Origin of the sequence: Streptomyces sp. NPDC047315, from assembly GCF_040643215.1 — a bacterium.
GTDB lineage: Bacteria > Actinomycetota > Actinomycetes > Streptomycetales > Streptomycetaceae > Streptomyces.
In genome coordinates, this window is the sequence record NZ_JBEYTZ010000016.1 from 152,844 (window position 1) to 176,548 (window position 23,705).

At 73.9% G+C, this 23,705-nt stretch carries 14 protein-coding genes and 4 pseudogenes; 12 read left to right on the forward strand and 6 right to left on the reverse strand.

The window, feature by feature from the left end; translation table 11 throughout:
* The first annotated feature begins 73 nt into the window (after positions 1-73).
* Entirely contained in the window at positions 74-1,264 is a 1,191-nt protein-coding gene (locus ABZ842_RS20215) for an acyl-CoA dehydrogenase family protein (protein WP_361538252.1), read from the forward strand.
* Between the two features lie 10 nt (positions 1,265-1,274).
* Here the strand turns inward: ABZ842_RS20215 and ABZ842_RS20220 are convergent.
* The 3 pseudogenes from ABZ842_RS20220 to ABZ842_RS20230 form a co-directional block, all read right to left on the reverse strand.
* A pseudogene (locus ABZ842_RS20220) lies at positions 1,275-1,604 on the reverse strand (ECF transporter S component); the annotation flags it as partial.
* Positions 1,525-2,227 (reverse strand): annotated as a pseudogene (locus ABZ842_RS20225) (ATP-binding cassette domain-containing protein); the annotation flags it as partial. The pseudogenes ABZ842_RS20225 and ABZ842_RS20220, both read right to left, overlap by 80 nt.
* Positions 2,191-2,982 (reverse strand): annotated as a pseudogene (locus tag ABZ842_RS20230) (CbiQ family ECF transporter T component); the annotation flags it as partial. The pseudogenes ABZ842_RS20225 and ABZ842_RS20230, both read right to left, overlap by 37 nt.
* Here ABZ842_RS20230 and ABZ842_RS20235 point away from each other — a divergent pair.
* The 3 genes and pseudogenes from ABZ842_RS20235 to ABZ842_RS20245 all read left to right on the forward strand — a co-directional run.
* Positions 2,983-4,067 (forward strand): annotated as a pseudogene (locus tag ABZ842_RS20235) (prenyltransferase/squalene oxidase repeat-containing protein); the annotation flags it as partial.
* A gap of 180 nt (positions 4,068-4,247) precedes the next feature.
* Entirely contained in the window at positions 4,248-6,473 is a 2,226-nt protein-coding gene (locus tag ABZ842_RS20240; protein WP_361538254.1) for a tetratricopeptide repeat protein, read from the forward strand.
* An 85-nt stretch (positions 6,474-6,558) separates the two neighbouring features.
* Complete coding sequence (locus ABZ842_RS20245; RefSeq protein WP_361538256.1) at positions 6,559-8,091, forward strand: NAD(P)/FAD-dependent oxidoreductase; 1,533 nt, start codon at positions 6,559-6,561, stop codon at positions 8,089-8,091.
* A 391-nt stretch (positions 8,092-8,482) separates the two neighbouring features.
* Here the strand turns inward: ABZ842_RS20245 and ABZ842_RS20250 are convergent, their stop codons facing one another.
* On the reverse strand, positions 8,483-10,363 hold the full coding sequence (locus ABZ842_RS20250) for a serine hydrolase (protein ID WP_361538258.1): 1,881 nt from the start codon (positions 10,361-10,363) through the stop codon (positions 8,483-8,485).
* 171 nt (positions 10,364-10,534) lie between these two features.
* Here ABZ842_RS20250 and ABZ842_RS20255 point away from each other — a divergent pair, with 171 nt between their 5' ends.
* The 8 genes from ABZ842_RS20255 to ABZ842_RS20290 all read left to right on the forward strand — a co-directional run bounded on the left by ABZ842_RS20255 (position 10,535) and on the right by ABZ842_RS20290 (position 21,421).
* Positions 10,535-11,653, forward strand: coding sequence for a nitronate monooxygenase (locus ABZ842_RS20255; protein ID WP_361538260.1), 1,119 nt, complete (start codon positions 10,535-10,537; stop codon positions 11,651-11,653).
* Between the two features lie 7 nt (positions 11,654-11,660).
* Positions 11,661-13,256, forward strand: a complete 1,596-nt coding sequence (locus tag ABZ842_RS20260; RefSeq protein ID WP_361538262.1) for an acyl-CoA synthetase — start codon at positions 11,661-11,663, stop codon at positions 13,254-13,256.
* 124 nt (positions 13,257-13,380) lie between these two features.
* Positions 13,381-14,481, forward strand: a complete 1,101-nt coding sequence (locus ABZ842_RS20265; RefSeq protein ID WP_361538264.1) for an ionic transporter y4hA — start codon at positions 13,381-13,383, stop codon at positions 14,479-14,481.
* Positions 14,482-14,698: 217 nt separating this feature from the next.
* Positions 14,699-17,305, forward strand: a complete 2,607-nt coding sequence (gene lanKC, locus ABZ842_RS20270; protein WP_361538266.1) for a class III lanthionine synthetase LanKC — start codon at positions 14,699-14,701, stop codon at positions 17,303-17,305.
* Between the two features lie 36 nt (positions 17,306-17,341).
* On the forward strand, positions 17,342-17,473 hold the full coding sequence (locus ABZ842_RS20275; protein ID WP_361538268.1) for a SapB/AmfS family lanthipeptide: 132 nt from the start codon (positions 17,342-17,344) through the stop codon (positions 17,471-17,473).
* Positions 17,474-17,594: 121 nt separating this feature from the next.
* The gene (locus ABZ842_RS20280) at positions 17,595-17,726 is read left to right on the forward strand and encodes a SapB/AmfS family lanthipeptide (RefSeq protein WP_361538270.1); all 132 of its coding nucleotides are present in this window, start codon (positions 17,595-17,597) and stop codon (positions 17,724-17,726) included.
* A 177-nt stretch (positions 17,727-17,903) separates the two neighbouring features.
* Complete coding sequence (locus ABZ842_RS20285) at positions 17,904-19,649, forward strand: ABC transporter ATP-binding protein (protein ID WP_361538272.1); 1,746 nt, start codon at positions 17,904-17,906, stop codon at positions 19,647-19,649.
* The gene (locus tag ABZ842_RS20290; RefSeq protein ID WP_361538273.1) at positions 19,646-21,421 is read left to right on the forward strand and encodes an ABC transporter ATP-binding protein; all 1,776 of its coding nucleotides are present in this window, start codon (positions 19,646-19,648) and stop codon (positions 21,419-21,421) included. Before ABZ842_RS20285 ends, ABZ842_RS20290 begins: the two co-directional genes overlap by 4 nt.
* Positions 21,422-21,440: 19 nt before the next feature.
* Here ABZ842_RS20290 and ABZ842_RS20295 read toward each other — a convergent pair whose 3' ends face one another.
* Both ABZ842_RS20295 and paaK read right to left on the reverse strand, forming a co-directional pair.
* Entirely contained in the window at positions 21,441-22,046 is a 606-nt protein-coding gene (locus tag ABZ842_RS20295; protein ID WP_361538275.1) for a response regulator transcription factor, read from the reverse strand.
* Positions 22,047-22,284: 238 nt separating this feature from the next.
* A complete protein-coding gene (gene paaK / locus ABZ842_RS20300; protein WP_361538277.1) occupies positions 22,285-23,571 on the reverse strand; it encodes a phenylacetate--CoA ligase PaaK in 1,287 nt (428 codons plus the stop codon).
* Positions 23,572-23,705: the final 134 nt, after the last annotated feature.

Sequence of the window (23,705 nt, forward strand, 5' to 3'; positions counted from 1 at the left end):
CCCCTTCCAGATTCCTGCAACACGTTCTACCGTGTGCGCCGCGCTCAGGACGGACCGAGACCCTGGAGGGGCCGTGCACCTCGCCTACACGCCCGAACAACAGCGCCTGCGCGCCGAGTTGCGGGCCTACTTCGCCGAACTCGTCCCCGACGATGCCCCCGCGCGCCACACCGACCCCGCCGCCCAGAAGCACTTCTACCGCACCACCGTGCGCCGCCTGGGCGCGGACGGCTGGCTCGGGGTGGGCTGGCCCACCGAGTACGGAGGGCGCGGCCTCGGCGCCGTCGAACAGTTCGTCTTCTTCGACGAAGCCGCCCAAGCGGGCGTCCCGCTGCCGCTGATGGCGCTGAACACCGTCGGCCCGACGATCATGCAGTTCGGCACCGACGAACAGAAGGCGTACTTCCTGCCGAGGATCCTCAACGGCGAGATCGACTTCGCCATCGGTTACAGCGAACCCGGCGCCGGCACCGACCTCGCGGCCCTGTCCACCCGCGCGGTGCGCGAGGGCGACCAGGACAGCGGCGTGTACACCGTCAACGGCCAGAAGATCTGGACCACCAACGGCGAATCCGCCGACTGGGTCTGGCTCGCCGTGCGCACCGACCCCGCCGCCCCGCCGCACAAGGGCATCACCATCCTGCTGGTGCCGACCGCCGACCCCGGCTACTCCTGCACCGTCATCAACACCCTCGCCTCGCACACCACCACCGCCAGCTACTACGAGGACGTCCGGGTGCCCGCCGCGCGCCGCGTGGGGCCCGAGAACAAGGGCTGGCGCCTGATCACCAACCAGCTCAACCACGAACGCGTCACCCTCGCCGCCCACGGCACGATGGCCGTCCGCGCCCTGGCCGACGTCCAGCGCTGGGCGGCGGCGACGAAGCTCGCCGACGGCCGTCGCGTGCTCGACCTGACCTGGGTCCGCGGCCGACTCGCCCGCACCCACGCCCGACTCGACGCGATGAAGCTCCTGAACTGGCAGATGGTCAGCGCCGTCCAGGACGGCACCCTCACCCCCCAGGACGCCTCCGCCGTCAAGGTCTACGGCTCCGAAGCCCGCCGCGACGCCTACGCCTGGCTCCTGGAGGTCGTCTCCGCCGCGGGCCCCCTCAAGGAGGGCTCCCACGGCGCGGTCCTCCACGGCGCCCTGGAGCGCGGCTACCGCTCCGCGGTCATCTTCACCTTCGGCGGCGGGAACAACGAGATCCAGCGCGAGATCATCGCGTGGATCGGCCTGGGCATGCCGAGGGTGCGGCGCTGAGGCGAGGACCTCATCGTGCGTCCGGCCCGCGCTCCGGCGCGGCGAAGCGCACCGGGGCCTCGAAGCGCGCCTTGCGGGCCGCGCGGCGCAGGGCCGTGAGGACCGCGGGGCCCGCAAGGCAGATGCAGACGAAGCTGGTGACCGCGCGGCCGGTGTCCCAGCCCAGTGAGGTCGCCAGGTCGAAGGCGAGGTAGCGCTGCCACTGCTCGGTGAACGGCAGGCCGGGGAGGTAGGCGATGGAGCTGCCGGGATCGACGGAGAAGGGCCAGAAGGAGAGGTTGAGCAGGAAGCCGAAGAGGAAGCCGGAGAGCGAGCCGTACACGGCCAGCAACAGCACCTTCGGCCTGGGCGAGTTCCTGATCGACGCTCTCCAGATACAGCAGGTCCGTCGGGGTCTGCGGCACCAGGCCCACCAGTTGACGGGCGCGGTCCGCCGGCAGCTTCTGCGGATCGCCGTGGGTGTCGTCGTGGCCCTCGACGCGCACCGTGCCGGCCCGACGCGGCCCCGAGCCCTGGAGCGCCCACAGCGGGGACGACTTGCCGGAGCCGTTGCGGCCCATCAACGCGGTGACCTCCCCGCCGCGCAGGGACAGCGACACCTCGCGTACGGCCGGGACGTTGCGGTACGCCACGGTCACGCCGCGCGCCGTCAACAGCGGGGCGGTGGGCGCGGGGCGCGGACGCGCCGGCGGCGGGGGAGTGTCGGCCAGCCTGTTCCGCAAGGGGCGCGCCGGGCGTCACGGATCGACAGCGGCAGCGGGGACCGGCCCGCCGTCCGCCCCAACTCCACCACCGGCGGCGCGATCGTCGACGTGCGGAACACCTCCGCGGGCTCCCGGCCACGACCCGTCCGCCCCCCGGCAGGTGCAGGACCCGGTCGGCGTACTGCACGACCCGCTCCAGCCGGTGCTCGGCGATCAGCACCGTCACCCCCAGGCCGTGCACCAGCCGGGTGACGGCGGCGGCGCGAGGAAGCCCGCGGCGCCCGCGAGCAGGATCGCGCCCGCCGGCACCAGCGGGAGCGCGGGCCAACTCAGCGGATGGAGGGTGGGGTTGAGCTCCGCCGCGTCGAAGCCGGTGCCGGCGAACGGCAGGACGGCGAAGAGCACCCCGCACCCCGCGACCGCCCACTCGGCGAACCGCCAGGCGTCGGGCCGGTAGACGGTACGGGTCACCCGCCGCCCGCCCAGCCGCAGCCCCGCCACGCACAGCACGCCGCCCACGGCCATCGCCGGCAGCCCGAGCCATCGGGACGCGGTCGCGTCCAACAGCCCGTACGCCCCCGCGCACAGCCCGCACATCCCGAGCAGCACCAGCGCGCCCGTCAGACGCCGGGAGGCGCGGGTGGCCGAGCCCGCCCGGCCGTAGCCGCGCGAGTCCATCGCGGCGGCCAGCCGAAGCGAGCGCTCCAAGGCGTTTTCCAGGACCGGCACCACGATGCCGCGCAGGGCTCGCAGCCCCTTGGTGCGGCCGGCGCGCAGCCGACGGGCCCGGTGCACCCGGCGCACGCTCTGCACCAACTGCGGGGCGACGCTGATGGAGACGGTGACGGCGACGCCCAACTCGTACAGCGCCCCCGGCAGCACCCGCAGCGCCCGCTTCGGGTTGGCGAGGGTGTTCGCCGCCCCGATGCAGCACGGCATGCAGGCCAGCCGCAGGCCCTCGGTCGCCGCCGACAGCAACGCTTCCAACGAGACCGGGCCGCCGATCTGGATGCCTCCGCGACCCCCCGCATCACCGACTACGAGCGCGGCGTCCTCAACGCGTACGCCGCCGGCATCGACCCGGCCCGGGTTTCCGAGTCCCCGCAACCTGATCGCCGACGTCTACGGCTTCTGGCAGAGCGCCGAGCCGGGCTACTTCGGCCCCTCGGCGACGTACAACGGCACCGTCTTCGCCGGCCTCGCGTTCGGTGGGGCGAGAACCCAGTACGGTGCGCAGCGCGTGCCGCAGGCGCTGCTGGACTCGGTCGTCGCCCGCATCCGGGCCAACCAGCACAACGACGGCGGCTGGGACTACCAGAAGGCCGAGGGCGATCCGACGCGGCTGGCGGCGCCCAGCGACATCGACATGACCGGCGCGTCGATGGCCGCGCTGTGCACGTCCGGCGTCCCGAACACGGACCCCGACGTCGTCCGGGCCAGGACCTTCCTGAAGAACAAGCTGGACGCTGCGACCGGCGCCTTCAACGCGATGTTCGGACAGAACACCAACTCCAACGGCTGGGCCGTCTCCGGCCTCCAGGCGTGCGGCATCAACCCGCAGACGGGGACTTCCTCACCGTCAAGACGCCGGTGGACTTCCTGATCGCCCAGCAGTTCAAGCCGGGCGGCGGCTTCCGCTACCTGCCCGCCGACACCGTCCCCTCCGCGTACTCCTCCATCGACGCGCTGCGGGCGGTGGCGGGCGGCGGGTTCACCACGGCCCCGCCCACCCCGATGACGGCCGGCGCCCCGCGCCGGGTGGGTGCGAGCTCCTTCACCGCCGGGACCGCGACCGAGGTGGCGCTCAGCGTCGACGACGGCGCCGGCGGGCTGAAGGTCTGCTCGGTGCCCTTCACCCCGACCGGCACCACCACCCTCGGGGACGTGCTGGCAGCCGCGAGCGCGGCGGCGGTGCCGGCCGGCTGCGTCGCCGCGGTCGTCGCCCCGTCCGGCAGCGGCGCGATCACCTCGCTCAACGGCAAGGCGAACAGCGGCTCGTCGACCTGGAAGTCAGCGTCGACGGGGCCGCGTTCACCGGCGCCGCCCGGGAGAAGGTCGTGAACGTCGGGGACACGATCGCCCTGCGCTGGGGCGTCTGATCCGCCGGCGTCGCGGGTCGGCCGCCCCTTGGCGCGGCCGACCCGCGACCGCACCGCACGCCGCGCGATCGCCCGTCCGGCGCCACACGCCCGGCCCACCCCGTACAAACTCCACGGCCACGGCCCCATACTGGACGGTGCGGGGAGGACGGGGCACGGCGACGGGGGCGACGGCGCAAGATGGCGGAGAGCAGGCTGATCCAGAGCCGGTACCGGCTGCTGGACCTGATCGGGCGCGGCGGCATGGGCGAGGTGTGGAGCGCCGTCGACGAATCGTTGGGGCGCCGCGTCGCGGTCAAGTGCCTCAAGCCCATCGGCCAGGACCACGACGCCTCCTTCTCCGCCGTGCTGCAAGAACGGTTCCGCCGGGAGGCCCGGGTCGCCGCGGCCCTCCAACACCGCGGGGTCACCGTCGTCCATGACTTCGGCGAGTACGAAGGAGTCCTCTACCTGGTCATGGAGCTGCTCCAGGGCCACAACCTCAGCCAACTCCTGGACGAGAACGAACAGCGGCCCCTGCCGGTCGACGAGGTCGTCGACGTCGCCGTCCAGGTCGCGGACGCCCTCGCGTACACCCACGAACGCGGCATCGTGCACCGCGACCTGAAGCCGGCGAACATCATGCGGCTCACCGACGGCACGGTGAAGATCTGCGACTTCGGCATCGCCCGCCTCGGCGAGAACATCGGCCTCACCTCCCGCCTCACCAGCACCGGCATCGCCATGGGCACCCCGCACTACATGTCGCCGGAGCAGATCGGCGGCGGCCAGGTCGACCACCGCAGCGACCTGTACTCCCTCGGCTGCGTGCTCTACGAGTTGGCCACCGGCGTGCCGCCGTTCGACCACGAGGACGCCTGGGCCGTCCTGGTGGGCCACCGCGACACCGTGCCCCAGCCGCTGAGCGTCCACCGCAGCGACATCCCCGACCACGTCGAGCGCACCGTGCTCGACCTGCTGGCCAAGACGCCCGACGGCCGGCCGTCCGACGCCACCGAGCTGCGCCGGCGCATGACGCACGACCGGCGCGCGCTGCCGCCGCCCGCCACGGCGGCCGGCCGGCCGGGCGAGCGGGCGCCCGCCGCCCTGCCGACGTGGGGCCGCAGGATGACCGGCGGGCACCAGGCGACCGCGACCGCGCTGCGCCCGGTGGTGCCCGACCACACGGCGGGGCTCACCGGCGAGTGGACCACCGGAGCGGCCCCGCGCGGCGCCGCCCTCACCCCGCCCGCGTCCCGGGCCGAGCGCCCCACGCCCTCGCCGGAGGCGCTGGCCGTGCTCGCCAGCCGCCACAGCGCCGGACTCAGCCTCGCCCGGCTCGGGCGGTGGGAGGAGGCCGGCGAGGTCCACCGCGCGGTGGCCGCCGAACGCGAACACGCCCTCGGCCCCGACCACCCCGACACCCTCGCCAGCCGCTACGAGGTCGGCCTCACCCTCAGCCGCACCGGGCGCGCCGACGACGCGCTGCGCGAGTTCCGCCGGGTGGCCGGGGGCCGCGAGCGCGCCCTGGGCCCCGAGCACCCGGAGACCCTGGCAGCCCGTCAGGAGACGGCGTACGTCCTCGGACAGCTCGGCCGGCACTTCGAAGCCCACGACGCGTACGCCGCGGTCCTCGCGGCCCGTGAACGCACCATGGGCCCCGACCACCCCGACACCCTCGCCTGCCGTCACAGCCTCGCCTTCAACCTGAGCCGCCTGGGCCGGCTGGAGGACTCGTTCACCATGGCCTGCGAGGTGGCCGCCGCCCGCACCCGCGTCCTCGGCGCCGACCACCCCGACACCCTCGTCACGCGCTACGAAGTCGCGTACGCACTAGGCCAGTTGGGCCGCTGGCCGGAAGCGCTGAGCACCTACCAGGAGGTGGCCGATGCGCGGGCCAGGGCGCTGGGCCCGGACCACCCCGACACCCTGGCCGCCCGGCACGAGGTCGGCATCGGCCTCGGCCGGCTCGGGCACGGCACCCAGGCGGTGGAGCTGTACCGCTCCCTGGTGGCGGACCGCACCCGGCTGCACGGCCCGAACGACCCCGAGACGCTGCGCGCCCGCCACGGCCTCGGGGTGAACCTCGGCCGGCTGGGGCGCTGGGAAGAGGCGCTGGGGGAGGCGCGCGAGGTCAGCGCCCTGCGCCAGCGGGTGCTGGGCCCGGACCACCCCGACACCCTCATCAGCCGCCGCGAGGTCGCCGTCGGCCTCGGCTGGCTCGGCCGCTGGCCCGACGCCCTGACGGTGTACCGGGAGGTGGCCGCCGCCCGCGAACGCGTCCTCGGCATCGACCACCCCGAAGCGCTCGCGAGCCGCAACGACGAAGCCCACTGCCTGGAACAGCTCGGCCGGCACTCCGACGCGGTGGAGCTGTACCGGCGGGTCGCGGCGCTGCGCGAGCGCCGCAGCACCCGAGGCCGCTGACCTGCACACCCGTACGCGCTCCAGGGCACGGCCCAGGGCCGTGTACGGGTGTTGCGGCGCCGGCGGCAGCGGTTAGTGTCCGGTCATGCCCGCACTCACCTCGTACGACGCCGTCATCGTCGGCGGCGGCCACAACGGCCTGGTCGCCGCCGCCTACCTGGCCCGGGCGGGCCGCTCGGTCCTGGTGCTGGAGCGCGCCGGCGCGGTCGGTGGGGCGGCCGTGTCCACCCGGCCGTTCGCCGGGGTCGACGCCCGCCTCTCGCGCTACTCCTATCTGGTCTCCCTGCTGCCGCGGAAGATCGTCGACGAGCTCGGCCTGGACTTCGCGGTCCGCGGGCGCACCGTGTCCTCCTACACCCCGTACGGCACGGGCGGACTGCTCGTCGGTGCCGGCCGCACGGAGGAGTCCTTCGCCGCCCTCACCGGGGGCGGGACGGAGTACGCGGCCTGGCGGGAGTTCTACGCGATGACGGGCGAGGTCGCCCGGCGCGTCTTCCCGACCCTGACCGAGCCGCTGCCGACGCGCGAGGAACTACGGGCCCGCGTCGACGACCGGGCCGCGTGGCGGACGCTGTTCGAAGAGCCGATCGGCCGGGCGATCGAGGAGCGGTTCCAGCACGACCTGGTGCGCGGCGTCGTGTTGACCGACGCCCTGATCGGCACCTTCGCCGACGCCCACGACCCGGGCCTGGTGCAGAACCGCTGCTTCCTCTACCACGTCATCGGCGGCGGCACCGGCGACTGGAACGTGCCCGTCGGCGGCATGGGCGCGCTCACCCACGCCCTCGCCGCCGCGGCCCGCGGCGCGGGCGCGGAGATCGTCACCGGTCACGAGGCGGTGCGGATCGACACCGACGGCACGACGGCGGAGGTGGCGTACGCGCACGAGGGGCGCGCGGGCGCGGTCACCGCCCGCCGGGTGCTGGTGAACGCCGCGCCCCGGGAGTTGGCCCGGCTGCTGGGCGAGGCGGAGCCCGCGCCCGTCGAGGGCGCGCAGTTCAAGGTGAACATGCTGCTGCGCGGGCTGCCGCGGCTGCGGGACCGCTCGGTCGACCCGCGCGAGGCGTTCGCCGGCACCTTCCACATCGCGGAGGGGTACGAGCAGTTGGCCCGGGCGTACCGGGAGGCGTCCGAGGGCCGGCTGCCGAGCGCACCGCCGTCGGAGATCTACTGCCACTCGCTGACGGACCCGACGATCCTCGCGCCCGACCTGGTGGCCCGCGGGTACCAGACCCTGACGCTCTTCGGGCTGCACACCCCGGCGCGGCTGTTCGCAGCCGACCACGACCGCACCCGCGCCGAGCTGCTGGCGGCCACCCTCGCCGAACTGGACGCGCACCTGGAGGAGCCGATCGCGGACCTGCTCGCCGTGGACGCGAACGGGGAGCCGTGCATCGAGGCGAAGACGCCGCTTGACCTGGAACGGGAACTGGGGCTGCCCGGCGGACACATCTTCCACCGGGACCTGTCGTTCCCGTACGCGACCGAGGACACCGGGCGGTGGGGCGTGGAGACGGCGCACGCGAACGTGCTGCTGTGCGGCGCGGGCGCGGTCCGCGGCGGCGGGGTGAGCGGGGTGCCGGGCCACAACGCGGCGATGGCGGCGCTGGGCCGGTAGAGAGCACCGCTCTCGTACCGGTTCGCTGCTCTCGGTTGGGGCTGCCGCACTCGTTCCGGTGTGCTGCTCCGGTTCCGGAGCACTGCCCTCGTTTCGATGGGCTGCTCTGGTTCTGGTGCGGCGCTCTCGTTTCGACGGGGTGCTCTGATTTCGGTGCGGTGCTTTCGTCCCGGTGTGCTGGTCTGGTTCCGGTGCGGTGCTCTTGTTCCGATCCGTCGCTCTCGTACCAGAGCACTGCTCGCGGTCCGGTGCCGCGCTCTCGTACCAGAGCACTGCTCTCGGTCCGGCGCGACGCTCTCGCGCCGCAGCGCTGCTCCCGGCGGTGCCGCGGGCGCGCGGGGCGGCCGTCGACTCGGGCCGCCGACCGCGAGCCCGCGCCCGCTGCTGCCGGTCAGTCGGCCGACCTGACCCAGCCGTCCGCCGCGATGCGGGCGGCGTCGCGCGGCCTGGACTCGTCGAAGACCGGGCGGCCCCCGACCTCGACGCGCAGGCCCGTGACGTACGCCCCGCGGCCCACGTACCGCGCATCGGTGGCGTACCGCCAGCGCAGCCGAAGCTCATCGCCGCGCCACGGCGTCAGATCCGCCGTCAGTCGGTGCCAGCGGCGCCCGGACCAGCCCGTCACCGACCCGGTTGGACGCTCCTCGGGTCGTCCGCCCTCGCGCGCGGTCGCGAAGGGCACCGGCAGCCAAGTCGCCCCGCCGTCCGTCGAACCCTCCAGGAAGAGCGCGTCGGCGGTCGGCTCCGTGTCCCACCACAGCGCGCACTCCAACCGTGCGCCGCCCCTGCGGGCGGCGCCGATGCGCAGGGCGGGCAGGGTCAGGGTGGCGGTGGCGGCGGACGCCATGCCGGAGAACCAGGCGGTGCGGCCCTCCTCGGGGCGCACCGGGACGGCGCGCGCCAGGTTGTTCGCGGCGGCGACCCGCGGCGCGCTGCCGGAGCGCCAGGTGCGCACCGGGTGGACGGAGTTGCCGAGGACGACGAGGAACGCGTCCGTACTCGGATCCAGGACGAGGCTGGTGCCGGTGAAACCGGTGTGCCCGGCGGAGCGCGGAGTGGCCATCGCGCCCATGTACCAGTGCTGGTTCAGCTCGAAGCCGAGGCCGTGCTCGTCGCCGGGGAAGGAGGTGTTGAAGTCGGTGAACATCAGCTCGACGGAGTCCGGGCGCAGGATGCGGGCGGTGCCGTACGCGCCGCCGTCGAGGAGCGTGCGGGCGAGGACGGCGAGGTCCCAGGCGCAGGAGAAGACGCCGGCGTGGCCCGCGACGCCGCCGAAGGAGAAGGCGTTCTCGTCGTGCACCTCGCCGTGGACCATGCCGCGGTCGAGACCGGACCAGGGCGGTCGGGAGTCCTCGGTGGCGGCGATCTTCGGCCGCCAGGAGAGCGGTGGATTGAAACGAGTGCGGCGCATCCCGAGCGGAGCAGTGATCTCGTCGTGGAGCAGGCGGTCCAAAGTGCGACCGGTGATCTGCTCAAGGATCAGCTGGAGCGAGATCAGGTTGAGGTCGGAGTAGAGGTAGGTCGAGCCCGGCGGGTGCGCCGGCGCCTCCGCCCACACCATCTTCAGCTTGCCTTCCCGCGTCGGCTCCCGGTACAGCGGGATCCAGGAGCGGAATCCGGAGGTGTGGGTGAGCAACTGGACCACGGTGATGTCCTGCTTGCCTCCGCCGCCGAACTCCGGCAGGTACTCCGTCACCCGGGCCGCAAGTTCCAGCGCACCCCGCTCGATCTGCTGCACCGCCAGGATCGAGGTGAAGAGCTTGGAGACGGACGCCAGGTCGAAGACGGTGTCCTCGGCCATCGGGATCTGCTGCTCGACCGGCAGTTCGACGGCTGTGTCCGTGCGTTCGTCGTACGCGGCGTAGCGCACGGCCATGCCGATGGGGCGGTGCAGGGCGACGGTGTCACCGCGGCCGGCGAGCAGCACCGCCCCCGCGTACCAGGGGTGTACGGGCGAGGGGGCGAGGTAAGCCCGGGCGTCGGCGACGAGCCGGTCCAGGTGCGCCGCGAGCAGCCCCGCCCGCTCGGGCGAGCCGCGGCGCAGGGTGCGCCGCCCGCCAGCGCCCGCACCGGCAGCGCCCGCACCGCCAGCGCCCGCACCGGCAGTGCCCGCCCCCGCCCCCGGGCCGCCTTCGACGGCTTGGGCGAACGGGATCGGGGCGAGCGCCAGCGCACCGCCCAGGGCCAGCGCCCCGCCGCCCCACGTCCGTCTGCTGATCCCTCTGCCCTCCGTCGAGCCCCGTGCCGCGCCCCGCGCCGCGTCCTTGGTCACCCGTACCCCACTTCCTGAAAATATCTTTCGGAACGTCGGTCAGCAGTGAAACTTTCTTGCGGTGCTGAAGGGCTGTCAACCGTCCGTTGACCTTCGAACGTCCTCCCATGAATCTGACACTGCATCAGAAAATCTCTTCCCTCGGTCGGACGGCTCGGGCATCCTGCGCCCATGGAGACGGAGCTGAGCAAGTCCCTCGGGGTGGCGCACGCGCTCTTCGGCTTCACGCCGTTCCCGGCCGTGGCCGCGGCCATCACCCGCGCGGGCGGCTTCGGCGTCCTGGGCGCCGTCCGCTACACCGCCCCCGACGACCTGCGGCGCGACCTCGACTGGCTGGCCGACCACAGCGACGGCCTGCCGTACGGACTCGACGTCGTGATGCCCGCCCGACGGGCCGAGGCGGCGGGCACCGCCGCGCCGACCGAGGCCGAGGTGGAGGCGATGATCCCGGAGGGCCACCGGCAGTTCGTCCGGGACGTCCTCGCCGAACACGGCGTCCCCGAACTCCTCGAAGGCGAAGCGAGCGGTTGGCGCATCACCGGCTGGATGGAGCAGGTCGCCCGTGCCCAACTGGACGTCGCCTTCGACTACCCCATCAAGCTGCTGGCGAACGCCCTCGGCTCGCCGCCCGCCGACGTCGTCACCCGCGCCCACGCCCACGGGGTGCGCGTGGCAGCACTCGCCGGCAGCGCCCGCCACGCCCGCCACCACGCGGACGCCGGCATCGACGTCGTCGTCGCCCAGGGCTACGAGGCCGGCGGCCACACCGGCGAGATCGCCTCCATGGTCCTCACCCCCGAAGTCGTGGACGCCGTCGACCCGCTGCCGGTACTGGCCGCCGGCGGCATCGGCAGCGGCCGGCAGGTCGCCGCCGCGCTCGCCCTCGGCGCCCAGGGCGTCTGGCTCGGCTCCCTCTGGCTCACCACGACCGAGGCCGACCTGCACTCCCGCGCCCTGACGGAGAAACTGCTCGCCGCCGGCTCCGGCGACACCGTCCGCTCCCGCGCCCTGACCGGCAAGCCCGCCCGGCAACTGCGCACCGAGTGGACCGACGCCTGGGACGACCCCGCCGGACCCGGCGCGCTCCCCATGCCCCTCCAGGGCCTGCTGGTCGCCGAGGCGGTCAGCCGCATCCAGAAGCACGACGTCGTCCCGCTGCTCGGCACCCCCGTCGGGCAGATCGTCGGCCGGATGACCTCCGAACGGTCCGTGCAGGAGGTCGTCGACGACCTGACCCGCGGTTTCGAACGGGCCGTCGACGCCGTCAACCGCATCGCCGGAAGGGAGTGAAGCCCCCGTGACCTCCGAAACCCCTGCGACCTCCAAACGCCCCGCGCCCCCGGCCGCCGACCGACCCCACGGCTTTTGGGCACAGGCGATGGCCGACCCGGACCGCACCGTGCTCATCGCCCCCGACGGAGAGCGGTGGAGCGCCGGCCGGCTGCACCGAGCAGCCAACCGGCTCGTCCACGGGCTGCGCGCCGCCGGACTCCGCAGCGGCGACGCCTTCGCCACCGTGCTGCCCAACGGCGTCGAACTGCTCACCGCACACCTGGCCGCGACGCAGGCCGGGATGTACCTCGTCCCCGTCAACCACCACCTCGTCGGACCCGAGATCGCCTGGATCGTCGCCGACTGCGGCGCCCGCGTCCTCATCGCCCACGAGCGGTACGCTGAAGCCGCCACGGCCGCCGCCGACGAAGCCGGCCTCGCCGCGGAGGGCCGCTACGCGGTCGGGACGGTCGACGGCTTCCGCCCGTACGCCGCCCTCCTCGACGGACGGCCCGCGGCGCCGCCCGACGACCGCACCCTGGGCTGGGTGATGAACTACACCTCGGGCACCACCGGCCGGCCGCGCGGCATCCGCCGCCCCCTGACCGGGAAGCGGCCCGAGCAGGCCCACCTCGGCGGCTTCCTCGGCATCTTCGGCATCCGTCCCTTCGACGGCAACGTCCACCTGGTCTGCTCGCCGCTGTACCACACGGCCGTGCTCCAGTTCGCCGCCGCCTCGCTGCACATCGGGCACCAACTCGTCCTGATGGACAAGTGGGCGCCCGAGGAGATGCTGCGGCTGATCGACGCGTACGGCTGCACCCACACCCACATGGTGCCCACCCAGTTCCACCGGCTCCTCGCCCTGCCCGACGAGGTCAAGGGGGCCTACGACGTCACGTCCCTGCGGCACGCCATCCACGGCGCGGCCCCCTGCCCCGACCACGTGAAGCGGGCGATGATCGCCTGGTGGGGGACGTGCGTGGAGGAGTACTACGCGGCGAGCGAGGGCGGCGGTGCGTTCGCCACCGCCGAGGACTGGCTGAAGAAGCCGGGCACGGTCGGCCGGGCGTGGCCCATCAGCGAACTCGCCGTCTTCGACGACGACGGCAACCGCCTGCCCCCCGGCGAGCTCGGCACGGTCTACATGAGGATGACCACGGGCGGCTTCCGCTACCACAAGGACGACGCGAAGACCCAGGCGAACCGCGTCGGGGACTTCTTCACCGTCGGCGACCTCGGCGTGCTCGACGAGGAGGGCTACCTCTTCCTGCGCGACCGCAAGATCGACATGATCATCTCGGGCGGCGTCAACATCTACCCCGCGGAGATCGAGGCGGCGCTGCTCGCCCACCCCGCGGTGGCGGACGCCGCCGTCTTCGGGATCCCGCACCCCGACTGGGGCGAGGAGGTGAAGGCCGTCGTCGAGCCCGCCGACGGCCACCGGGCGGGCGAAGGGCTGGCGCGCGCCCTGCTGGCCCACTGCGAACAACGGCTCGCCGGGTACAAACGGCCCAAGAGCGTGGACTTCGTGCCCGCCATGCCCCGCGACCCCAACGGCAAGCTGTACAAGCGGCGGCTGCGCGAGCCCTACTGGGCGGGCCACGAACGACCGTTGTGACGCCGGGGCCACGGTGACCTTGAGCCGCCGCGGCCCCGAAGGCGGCCCGGCCACGGCGGCGCACGCCCCCCCGCCCGGCTCACCACCACGGGCGAATCCCCCCACCTGCTGGCAGCGTGTCGGTATGAAGACCGGCACCGCGGCCTACCTGTCGCAATGGACCACGTGGGCGCCCCTCGTGTCGGTGGTCGCCCTCGCAATCGCCTGGGGGCGCGAGCTGCCCGGCTTCGCCGTCGCCCTGATCGCCCTGTGCCTGATCGCGGCGGTGCTCGCCGCCGTCCACCACGCGGAGGTCGTCGCCCACCGCGTCGGGGAGCCGTTCGGATCGATCGTCCTCGCGGTCGCCGTGACCGTCATCGAGGTCGGGCTGATCGTCATGCTGATGGTGGGCGGCGGGGAGAAGTCCTCCACCTACGCCCGGGACACCGTGTTCGCCGCCGTCATGATCACCTGCAACGGCATCGTGGGGCTGTCCCTCACGGTGGCGACCCTGCGCAACCGCATCGCCGTCTTCAACGCGGAGGGCTCCGGCGGCGCCGTGGCCACCGCCTGCACCCTCGCCACCATGACGCTCGTGCTGCCCACCTTCACCACCAGCAAACCGGGGCCCGAGTTCACCGGCCCCCAACTCGCCTTCGCCGCGGTCGCCTCGCTCCTGCTGTACGGCCTGTTCATCGGCGTCCAGACGGTGCGCCACCGCGACTACTTCCTCCCGGTGCACACGGACGGCACCGAGATCGGACCCGACGAACACGCCCCGCCGCCGACCGTCCTCGAAACCCGGGTCAGCCTGGCACTGCTGCTCGTCGCGCTGGTCGCCGTGGTGGGCAACGCCAAACTCGTCTCCCCGTCCATCGAGCGGGGCGTGGCGTCCGCCGGACTGCCGATCTCCGCCGTCGGCGTGATCATCGCGTTGATGGTGCTGCTGCCCGAAACCGTCGCGGCGGCACGCGCCGCCCGCACCGGCCGCGTGCAGACCAGCCTGAACCTCGCGTACGGCTCCGCCATGGCCAGCATCGGGCTGACGATCCCGGCCATCGCCCTGGCGTCCCTGTGGCTCTCCGGCCCGCTGATCCTGGGGGAGGGGCCGACGAACATGGTCCTCCTCGCCCTGACGGCCGTCGTCAGCGCCCTCACCGTGGTCCCCGGCCGCGCCACCCTCCTCCAGGGCGGCGTACACCTCGTGCTGTTCGCGGCCTTCGTCTTCCTCTCCTTCAGCCCGTAGCGCCCGTAGCGCCCCGGCCACTGCCGCCACCGTCGACGGGGCCGCGGCGAACACGGGCGCGCACACCGCCCCCGTGCACTGCGGCGTGCAGCGTGCACACCCCACGCACATGCGGAGCACACCCGCGAGACGTGACATCGGGGACTGTGCCGCCGCGGTGGGTGGTGGAAGCCTCGTCGAGGTCGATGCGGCCACGACGAGACCGTGAGGAGCGCGAGTGAATCCGGAGTACGCCGCGTACTGCCAGACGGACGGTGACTTCTACGACGCACCGCTGCGTCACGCCGACGCCGACACCCCGGACGCCGCCCTGTACGAGGCCGCCCGCGCGCCCGTCCCCGACGGCTGGGAGACCACCCGCTCCGGCGACTGGCTCTCCTACCTTCCCACCGGACTCGCGCTCCGCCCCCAGGGCTGGAAGATCCATGTCTCCGCAGCGATCGACAACGCCGAGTCCGTGCTGCGCCGGGTCCACGCCCACTGCCTGGAGCGGGGCGTCCCGCACAAGTTCGTCCCCGGGCCGCGGCTGCTGAAGCTGCGCAACGCCAAGTACGCCGACCGCGCCGGCAGCGGAAAGTTCATCACCGTCTATCCCCGCGACGACACGGACGAGGCGTCCTTCCCGCAACTGTGCCAGGACCTGGCCGCCCTGCTCGCCGGAGAACACGGCCCGTACGTCCTGAGCGACCTGCGCATCGGCGAAGGCCCGGTCCACGTGCGCTACGGGGCCTTCGCCGCCCGCTACTGCCTCGGCGCCGACGGCCGGCTCGTCACCGCGATAGCGGACCCCGACGGCACCCTCGTGCCCGACCCCCGCGGGCCCCGGTTCACCCTCCCCCAGTGGGTGACCCCGCCCGCCTTCCTCCGCCCCCACCTCGAAGCCAGGGCCGCCGTCGGAACGACCGACATGCCGTACGAGATCCAAGGCGCCCTCCACTTCTCCAACGGCGGCGGCGTCTACCGGGCCCGCTCCACCCGCACCGGCGAGACCGTCGTCCTCAAGGAGGCCCGGCCGCACGCCGGCCTGGGCACCGACGGCGCCGACGCCGTCACCCGACTGGACCGCGAACGCGTCGCCCTGGAGCAACTCGCCGGACTCGACTGCGTACCGGCCCTGCTGGACGCCTTCGACATCGGGGACCACCGCTTCCTCGCCCTGGAACACGTCCCCGGCCTCACCCTCAACACCGTCATGGCCCGCCGCTACCCGCTCTCGCTGCCGAACCCGTCCCGCGAGGCGCTCGCCGAGTACGCCGCCTGGGCGGAGCGGACGTACGAACGCGTGGAGCGGGCCGTGAGCCGGATCCACGAGCGCGGACTCGTCTTCAGCGACCTGCACATGAGCAACATCATGGTCAGCGACGACGGCGAACACGTGGTGCTGCTCGACTTCGAAGCGGCCTTCCCCGTCGAGCACGACCAGCGCCGACAGGTCGTCGCGAACCCGGCCTTCGTCGCCCCCGCCGACTGCACGGGCGTCGACATCGACCGCTATGCCCTGGCCTGTCTGCGCCTCGCGCTGCTGCTCCCGCTCACCACGCTCTTCATGGTCGACCGCGACCGCGCCCCGCGCCTGGCCCGGTACGCCGCCGAGACCTTCCCGGTCGCCGAGTCCGCACTGCGCCCCGCCGTCCGCCGGATCCAGCGCGGCACACGCCCCGTCGAAGGCGACGGCGCCCCGGCTGAGGTCCCCCGATCCGACGACTGGCCCCGCAGCCGCGATTCCATGGCCCGCGCGATCGCCGCCTCCTGCACCCCGGGCCGGGACGACCGCTGCTTCCCCGGCGACATCGCCCAGTTCGGCAACCCGGCCGGCGGCCAGTCCTTCGGCTACGGCGCCGCGGGCGTGCTGTACGCCCTGCACGAGACCGGCGCAGCGCCCTGCCCCGAAGCGCTGGCCTGGCTGCTGGACCGGGTCAAGGCGCCCGCGCCCGGCACCCTGCCCGGCTTCCACGACGGGCTGGCCGGCATCGCCTGGACGCTCGACCGCCTCGGCCACCAGGCCCAGGCGAGCGAACTCGCCCACCTCGTGATCCGCCAGCCCCTGGAACACCTGCCGCCCGATTTGCACGGCGGACTGGCCGGCATCGCCCTCGCACTGTTCGACCTGGCGGGCAACCGGACCGGATCCGAAGCCGCCGAACTGTCCGCAGCCGCCGACCGCTGCCTCGACCTCGCCGCCCGCGCCCTGACCGACGGCCCGCCCGCGGCCCGCGCCGGACTGCTGCACGGCGCCAGCGGCCTCGCCCTGCTGTTCGTACGACGGTACGAGGCGACCGGCGACGCGGCCCTGCTCGACCTGGCCGCCACCGCGCTCCGGCGCGACCTGGAGCGGTGCAAGCCCGCACCCGGCGACGGCCTGCACGTGGTCGAGGGCCGGCGGCTGATGCCGTACCTCGGCGCCGGCAGCGCCGGCGTGGCCCTGGTCCTCGACGACTACCTGACCCACCGCCCCGACGAGCAGTTCACCGCCGCCCGCACCGCCATCGACCCCGCGCTGCGCTGCGCGTTCTACATCCAGCCGTCGCTGTACCGGGGGATCGCGGGCTTCGTCCTCCAACTCGCCCGCACCCCCGTGGGCGACCCCGCCGAACGCCGCCGCGCCATCGACCGGCACCTGCGGCTGCTCGACCTCCAGGCCACCCCGTACCGCGGTGAGTTGGCCTTCCCCGGGGAGCAGCTGATGCGCCGGTCCATGGACCTGGCCACCGGCACCGCCGGGTGCCTGCTCGCCCTCGGCAGCGCGTTCGGCGACCGGCCGGTGACGCTCCCGTTCGTCCCACCGCTCACCCGAGCCCACGAATCGACCCCAGCTAGGGGTTGAGCACCGCCAACACCGTCCCCGTGGAAGGAGCACGTCATGGCACTTCTCGACCTGCAGACCCTGGAGATCGCCGAGACCGAAGAGGCCGTCGGTGACCTGGAGGGCGTCAGCAACGCGAGCCTGCTGCTGTGCCAGGGCAGCGCCCTCAGCCTGATCCAGTGCTACTGAGCCGCTGAGCCGCTCAAGCACTGAGGCACCGAACGTGTGACGGCACGCCGTCACATCGCCCGGCCCCGCCGAGGGGGCCGAGCGCCGCTAGGAAAAACCGTCCCCGTGGAAGGAGCACGTCATGGCACTTCTCGACCTGCAGACCCTGGAGATCGCCGAGACCGAAGAGGCCGTCGGTGACCTGGAGACCGGCAGCAGCGCGAGCCTGCTGCTCTGTCAGGGCAGCTCCGTCAGCGTCATCCAGTGCTTCTAGGGACCACACGCCCTCGAAGCACCGAGGCGAGCTCTTGAGCCGCTGACGAAACGCTGCACCACGGACCGGTCCCGGCTTCGCCCGGGACCGGTCCCGCCGCTCCTCCACCGCCGCTCCTCCACCGCCACTTCTTCTTCGCCGTACATCTTCGTCGCCCGGACCCACGAGGAAGGCCCCATGCCGACCAGCAGCCCGACGACGGGACGCGTCCCGCCCGGCAGCCTCGGCCTGGCCCTCCTGGTCTCGTGCGCCACGGGCGGGGCGCTCGCCGCACTCGCCCTGCCCGCCGCACTCGGCGACACCCTGGACCGGGCGGTGACCGACGGCCGCGTCCCGTGGTCCGCCCTGGCGCTCTGCGCCGCGCTGACGGCCGCCGAGGCCGGGTTCGACGCGCTCGTCGCCCTCCTCGGCGGCACCAACACCGCCGTCCGCGCGGCCCGGCTGCGCACCGCGCTCCTCGCCCGGCTGCTGCGCACCGAGCCCCGCCACGCCGAGGCGCACCCGCCCGGCGACCTCACCACCCGCCTCACCGCCAACGCCGCCGAGGCGGCCACCGTGCCCGTCTCCGTCGCCACCGCCGTCTCCGGCGCCCTGGTGCCCGTCGGCGCCGCCGTCGCGCTCTTCCTCATCGACCCCTGGACGGGCCTCGCGCTCCTCGTCGGCTTCCCCGCCTTCGTGGTCCTGCTGCACCTGCTGGTGCGCCGCACCTCCGCCGCCGCGGCCGACTACCAGCAAGAACAGGCCCTGATCGCCACCCGGCTCACCGAGACGCTGGACGGCGCCGCCACCGTACGGGCGGCCGGCACCGCCCGGCGCGAACACGCCAGGATCACCGAGCCGCTGGGCCGGCTCGCCGAACACGGCCGCCGCACCTGGGACGTCCACGGCCGGGCCACCGCCGGCGCGGCCGTCCTGCTGCCGATGCTGACCGTGCTCGTCCTCGCCGTCGCCGGACTGCGCCTGTCTGCCGGCGCACTGAGCGTCGGGGACCTGTTGGCCGTCTCGCGCTACGCCGTCCTCGCCGTCGGACTCGGCGTCCTCACCGGCGCCCTGAGCTCGATCGCCCGTGGACGCAGCGCCGCCCGCCGGCTCGATCCCCTGCTCGCACTGCCCGCCGTTCCGCACCGCTCGCTGACCCTGCCGCCCGACGGCCCCGGCGCCCTCGAACTGCGCGGGGTCGACGTGGTGCGCGAAGGCCGGCGGCTGCTGACGGACGTGTCCTTCACCGTCCCAGGCGGCACGTCGGCCGCCGTGGTGGGCCGCTCCGGCGCCGGCAAGTCCCTGGTGGCCGCCGTGGCGGGGCGGCTGACCGACCCCGACGCCGGGACCGTCCTGCTCGACGGCGCCCCCCTCGACGGGGTCGACCCCGTCGCGCTGCGCCACGCCGTCGCGTACGCCTTCGCCCGGCCCGCGCTGCTCGGCATCACGGTCGAGGACGCCGTCGCCGTCGGCCCGAGCCGGCCGACCGCCGACGCGGTGCAAGGCGCCCTGCGCGACGCGTCCGCCGACGGCTACGTGGCGCTGCTCCCGCTCGGGGCGCTCACCCCGCTCGCCGACGCCCCGCTGTCGGGCGGCGAGTACCAACGGCTGGGCCTGGCGAGGGCGTTCGCCCGCGGCGGGCGCCTCCTCGTCCTCGACGACGCCACCTCCAGCCTGGACACCGTCACCGAGGACCGCATCCAACGGGCCCTGTCGCGCCGCGCCGGCACCTGCACCCGTCTCGTCGTCGCCCACCGCGTCTCCACGGCCGCCGCCGCCGACCGGGTCGTCTGGCTGGCGGACGGCACCGTGCGCGCCGTCGGCCACCACCGGGACCTGTGGCGCCACGCGGCGTACCGAGAGTTGTTCCAGTCGACCGACGGCAAAGCACCGGTGTCGGACGAAGCGGCGCCGGCCGCGCCCCTGGACGGGGTGCGGCCGTGAGCCGGGCCACGGCCGCGGAGACCGGGGCGCTCAGGCGTGTCGTGCGCGAAGGGCTGCCGTTCCTACGCGCCCGGCGCCGGGTGCTGGCGCGGCTCACCGCCTGGTCACTGCTGGAGTTCGGCCAGACCTTCGTCACCGGCTTCGCCGTCGCCCGCGCCCTCGACGACGGCTTCCTCGCCGACGCGCCCACCACCGGTCTGGTGTGGCTGGCGGTCGCCGCGGTCGCCGTGGTGCCCGCGCTCTTCGCCGCACGCGGCGTCTTCGGCGGCCTCGCCGACCTGGTGGAGCCGTTGCGGGACGGGCTGGTGCGGCGCGCCGTCGCCCGGGCGCTGGGCACCGGGCTGACCCGCGCCACCACCGCCACCACCCGCTCCGTGTCCCAAGTCACCCACCAGAGCGAGATCGCCCGCGACGGCTGGGCCGGACTCGTCCTCGCGACCAGGGGGTTCGTCTTCACCTCCGCCGGAGCGCTGAGCGGGATGGCGACGCTCTCGCCGCGGTTGCTGGTGGTCGTCCTGCCGCCGCTGGTGCTGGGCACGGCCCTGTTCCTTGCCACGCTCATACCCATGGGCGCCCGCCAGCGCGCCTACCTCGACCTGGACGAGACGTTCGCCGAGCACGCCGGGCAGGCGGCGGGCGCGCTGCGGGACATCGCCGCCGCGGGCGCCGCCGGCCCCCTCGGCGAGCGCACCCGCGACCTCACCGAGCAACAGACCCGGGCGTCCCGCTCGCTGGCCCGCTGGAGCGCCGTACGCGTCATCGCCCTCGCCGTCGGCGAACGGGCCCCCGTCGTCCTGCTGCTGGCGGCGGCGCCGTGGCTGTTGCGCAACGGGGTGAGCACCGGCGCCCTCGTCGGCGCCTTCGCCTACCTCACGACGGCGCTGGCCCCGGCCCTGAACGCGCTGTTGAACGCGCTCGGCGCGGCCGGCGGCCGGCTCGTCGTGGTGCTGGACCGCTTCACCGGACCGGCGCCGCTGCCCCCGGAGCCCGACCCCGCACGCACCCACCGCCCCGCGCCCGCGGCGGGCGCCGGCGCCGAACTGCGCGCGGTCACCTTCGCGTACGGACCGCACGCCCGGCCCGTCCTCGACCGGCTGGACCTCGTCCTCGAACCCGGTGACCACCTGGCCGTCGTCGGCCCCAGCGGCAGCGGCAAGTCCACCCTCGCCGCCGTGCTCGCCGGGGTCAGTGCCCCGACCGCCGGCGAAGTGCGCTGGCTGGGGCGCCCGGCCGCCCGGTGGGAGCCCACCGACGTGCGGACCCTGCTGCCCCAGCAGCCGTACGTCTTCACCGGCACGCTCCGCGACAACCTGCGCTACCTGAAGCCGGCCGCCTCCCACGCCGAGGTCGCGGCAGCCGTCGCGGCCATCGGACTCGACGCCCTCGCCGCTCGGCTCGGCGGCCTGGACGAGCCCTTCGACCCGCGCCGGCTCTCCCGGGGGGAGTGCCAACTCGTCGCACTGGGCCGCGCGCACGTCGCGGCGGCGCCCCTGCTCATCCTGGACGAGGCGACCAGCCACCTGGACCCCGCGGCCGAGGCCCGCGCCGAGACCGCACTCACCGCCCGGGGCGCGACGACCGTGGTCATCGCCCATCGGCTCACCTCGGCCCGGCGCGCGCGACGGGTCCTGGTGATGGACGGCACCCGGACCGACTGCGGCACTCCGGACGACCTGCTGCTGCGCTCCCCGCTCTTTCGCGAACTGGCCGGACACTGGGCCGCCGCGCCCGACGGCCGCCCCGTCGACCTCGACCCGCCCCCCGGAGCCTGACGGCCCGCCCCCGGTGCGGCTACAACCAGCCGAAGTCCCGGGAGAGCCGTATCGCATCGAGGCGGTTGCGGCCACCGGTCTTGCGTATCGCCGCGGCCAGGTAGTTGCGCACCGTCCCGCTCGCGAGGTGCAGTGCGCTCGCTATCGAGGTGACCGACTCGCCTTCGGCCGCCAGGGCGAGCACCCGTAACTCGCGTGGTGACAGCGGTACGTCGGCGGCCCGGAGCAGCCCGAAGGCGAGGGACTCGTCGATGTGCCGGCCCCCCTTCGCCACCTTGCGCACCACGGCGCACAGGCTGTCGACGGGGCCGAGTTTGTCGACGTACCCGGTGGCGCCGGCGTCGCTGGCCCGGCGCAGGTCACCGGCGCGGTCCCCGCGCGCCAGCACCATCAGCGCCGGTGCGTGCGCGGCCGGCTTCCGTAACGACTCCATGAAGGTCAGCACTTCCAGGGAGTGGGGACAGTCCAGGTCCGTCACGACGACGTCCGGCGAACATTCCGCCATGGAGGCGTGCACTCCGCCCTTGTCCGTGGCCCGTACGTCCAGGCGTGCGTCCGTGCTGAGCAGGCAGGCCAAAGAGGCTCGCCACAGGGACACCGCATGAACCAAAAGAACGGTTGTCATGTGAAGCTCCTCAGCTCGTGTCGTAGCACTCCGCGCACAATGTGCGCGCCCCCGTACGTTCTGTGCGCGACTTTTCACCAGTTGAGCACGGTTGAAACGCGCGCCACTGACGAAGTGCCTAATTGCGTTCGGCGTAGCGCGAGAGGTGGCCAGAAAGCATGGCCGGCGCGCGGTGGTGCCGCGGTTGCGGCTAAGCTGAGGGGTTGTCAGAAAACGTCAGGGGCGGGTGCCTTGGTCGCTACCTCCGCAGATCCACGATCCGTTCGACCTTGCCGACCGAGCGCTCCAGGGTGTCCGGATCCACCACGTCGACCGCTACCGAAACGCCGATGCCGTCCTTGACGGCCGCCTCGACGGCCCGGGCCGCGGCGGCGCGCTGCTCGGTCGTGCTGCCCGGCCGCGCCTCGGCCCGCACGGTGAGCGCGTCCAGCCTTCCCTCGCGGGTGAGCCGCAGTTGGAAGTGGGGCGCCAGCCGGGGCGTGCGCAGCACGATCTCCTCGATCTGGGTGGGGAAGACGTTCACCCCGCGCAGCACGATCATGTCGTCGCTGCGGCCGGTCACCCTCGCCATCCGGCGGAAGGCCGGCCGCGCCGTGCCGGGCAGCAGGCGGGTGAGGTCGCGGGTCCGGTAGCGGACGACGGGCACGGCCTCCTTGGTGAGGGTGGTGAAGACCAACTCGCCGGGCACGCCGTCCGGCAGCACCTCGCCGGTGAGCGGGTCCACGACCTCGGGCAGGAAGTGGTCCTCCCACACGTGGAGTCCGTCCTTCGTCTCCACGCACTCCTGCGCCACGCCCGGCCCCATGACCTCGGACAGTCCGTAGATGTCGACCGCGGAGATCGCGAACCGCTCCTCGATCTCCCGCCGCATCTCCTCCGTCCAGGGCTCCGCGCCGAAGATCCCCACCTCCAGCGAGGTGGACCGCGGATCGACGCCCTGTCGCTCGAACTCGTCGAGCAGGGTGAGCATGTACGACGGCGTCACCATGACGATCCGCGGGCGCAGGTCCTGGATCAGGCGCACCTGGCGGGCCGTCATGCCGCCGGATGCGGGGATCACCGTGCAGCCGAGCCGTTCGGCGCCGTAGTGCGCGCCGAGTCCGCCGGTGAACAGCCCGTAGCCGTACGCGACGTGGACCCGGTCGCCGGGGCGGCCCCCGGCGGCGCGGATGGACCGGGCGACCACGTCGGCCCAGACGTCCAGGTCGTGCGCGGTGTACCCGACGACGGTCGGCTGCCCCGTGGTCCCGCTGGAGGCGTGGATCCGGGCCACCTGCGATCGGGGCACGGCGAACATCCCGTAGGGGTAGTTATCCCGCAGGTCGTCCTTGGTGGTGAAGGGGAAGCGGGCGAGGTCGGCGAGGCTGCGGCAGTCGTCGGGGCGCAGGCCCGCCGCGGTGAAGGAGCGGCGGTAGAAGGGGACGTTCTCGTACGCGTGGCGCAGGGTCGCGCGCAGCCGCTCCAACTGGAGCGCTTCGAGCTCCGTGCGGCCCAGCCGCTCCGCCGCGTCCCGCAGGTCCGCCATGCTGACCGCCCCCGCCCCTCGTCGGCCGACCGATCATTCGGTCATGTTGCTGGAGATCAGTAATCCAGCACGTCACGCCGATGGCAAGGGGACGGCCGACGCCACTTTGAAGACGCGGCCTCCGTGTTCGGTCC

Excerpts from the sequence above, each read along its gene's own strand:
- ABZ842_RS20275 (WP_361538268.1), top strand. The coding sequence starts at position 17,342 with ATGGCACTTCTCGACCTGCAGACCCTGGAGATCGCCGAGACCGAAGAG.
- ABZ842_RS20265 (WP_361538264.1), top strand. The coding sequence starts at position 13,381 with ATGAAGACCGGCACCGCGGCCTACCTGTCGCAATGGACCACGTGGGCG.
- ABZ842_RS20240 (WP_361538254.1), top strand. The coding sequence starts at position 4,248 with ATGGCGGAGAGCAGGCTGATCCAGAGCCGGTACCGGCTGCTGGACCTG.
- ABZ842_RS20280 (WP_361538270.1), top strand. The coding sequence starts at position 17,595 with ATGGCACTTCTCGACCTGCAGACCCTGGAGATCGCCGAGACCGAAGAG.
- ABZ842_RS20245 (WP_361538256.1), top strand. The coding sequence starts at position 6,559 with ATGCCCGCACTCACCTCGTACGACGCCGTCATCGTCGGCGGCGGCCAC.
- paaK (WP_361538277.1), bottom strand. The coding sequence starts at position 23,571 with ATGGCGGACCTGCGGGACGCGGCGGAGCGGCTGGGCCGCACGGAGCTC.
- ABZ842_RS20255 (WP_361538260.1), top strand. The coding sequence starts at position 10,535 with ATGGAGACGGAGCTGAGCAAGTCCCTCGGGGTGGCGCACGCGCTCTTC.
- ABZ842_RS20295 (WP_361538275.1), bottom strand. The coding sequence starts at position 22,046 with ATGACAACCGTTCTTTTGGTTCATGCGGTGTCCCTGTGGCGAGCCTCT.
- ABZ842_RS20285 (WP_361538272.1), top strand. The coding sequence starts at position 17,904 with ATGCCGACCAGCAGCCCGACGACGGGACGCGTCCCGCCCGGCAGCCTC.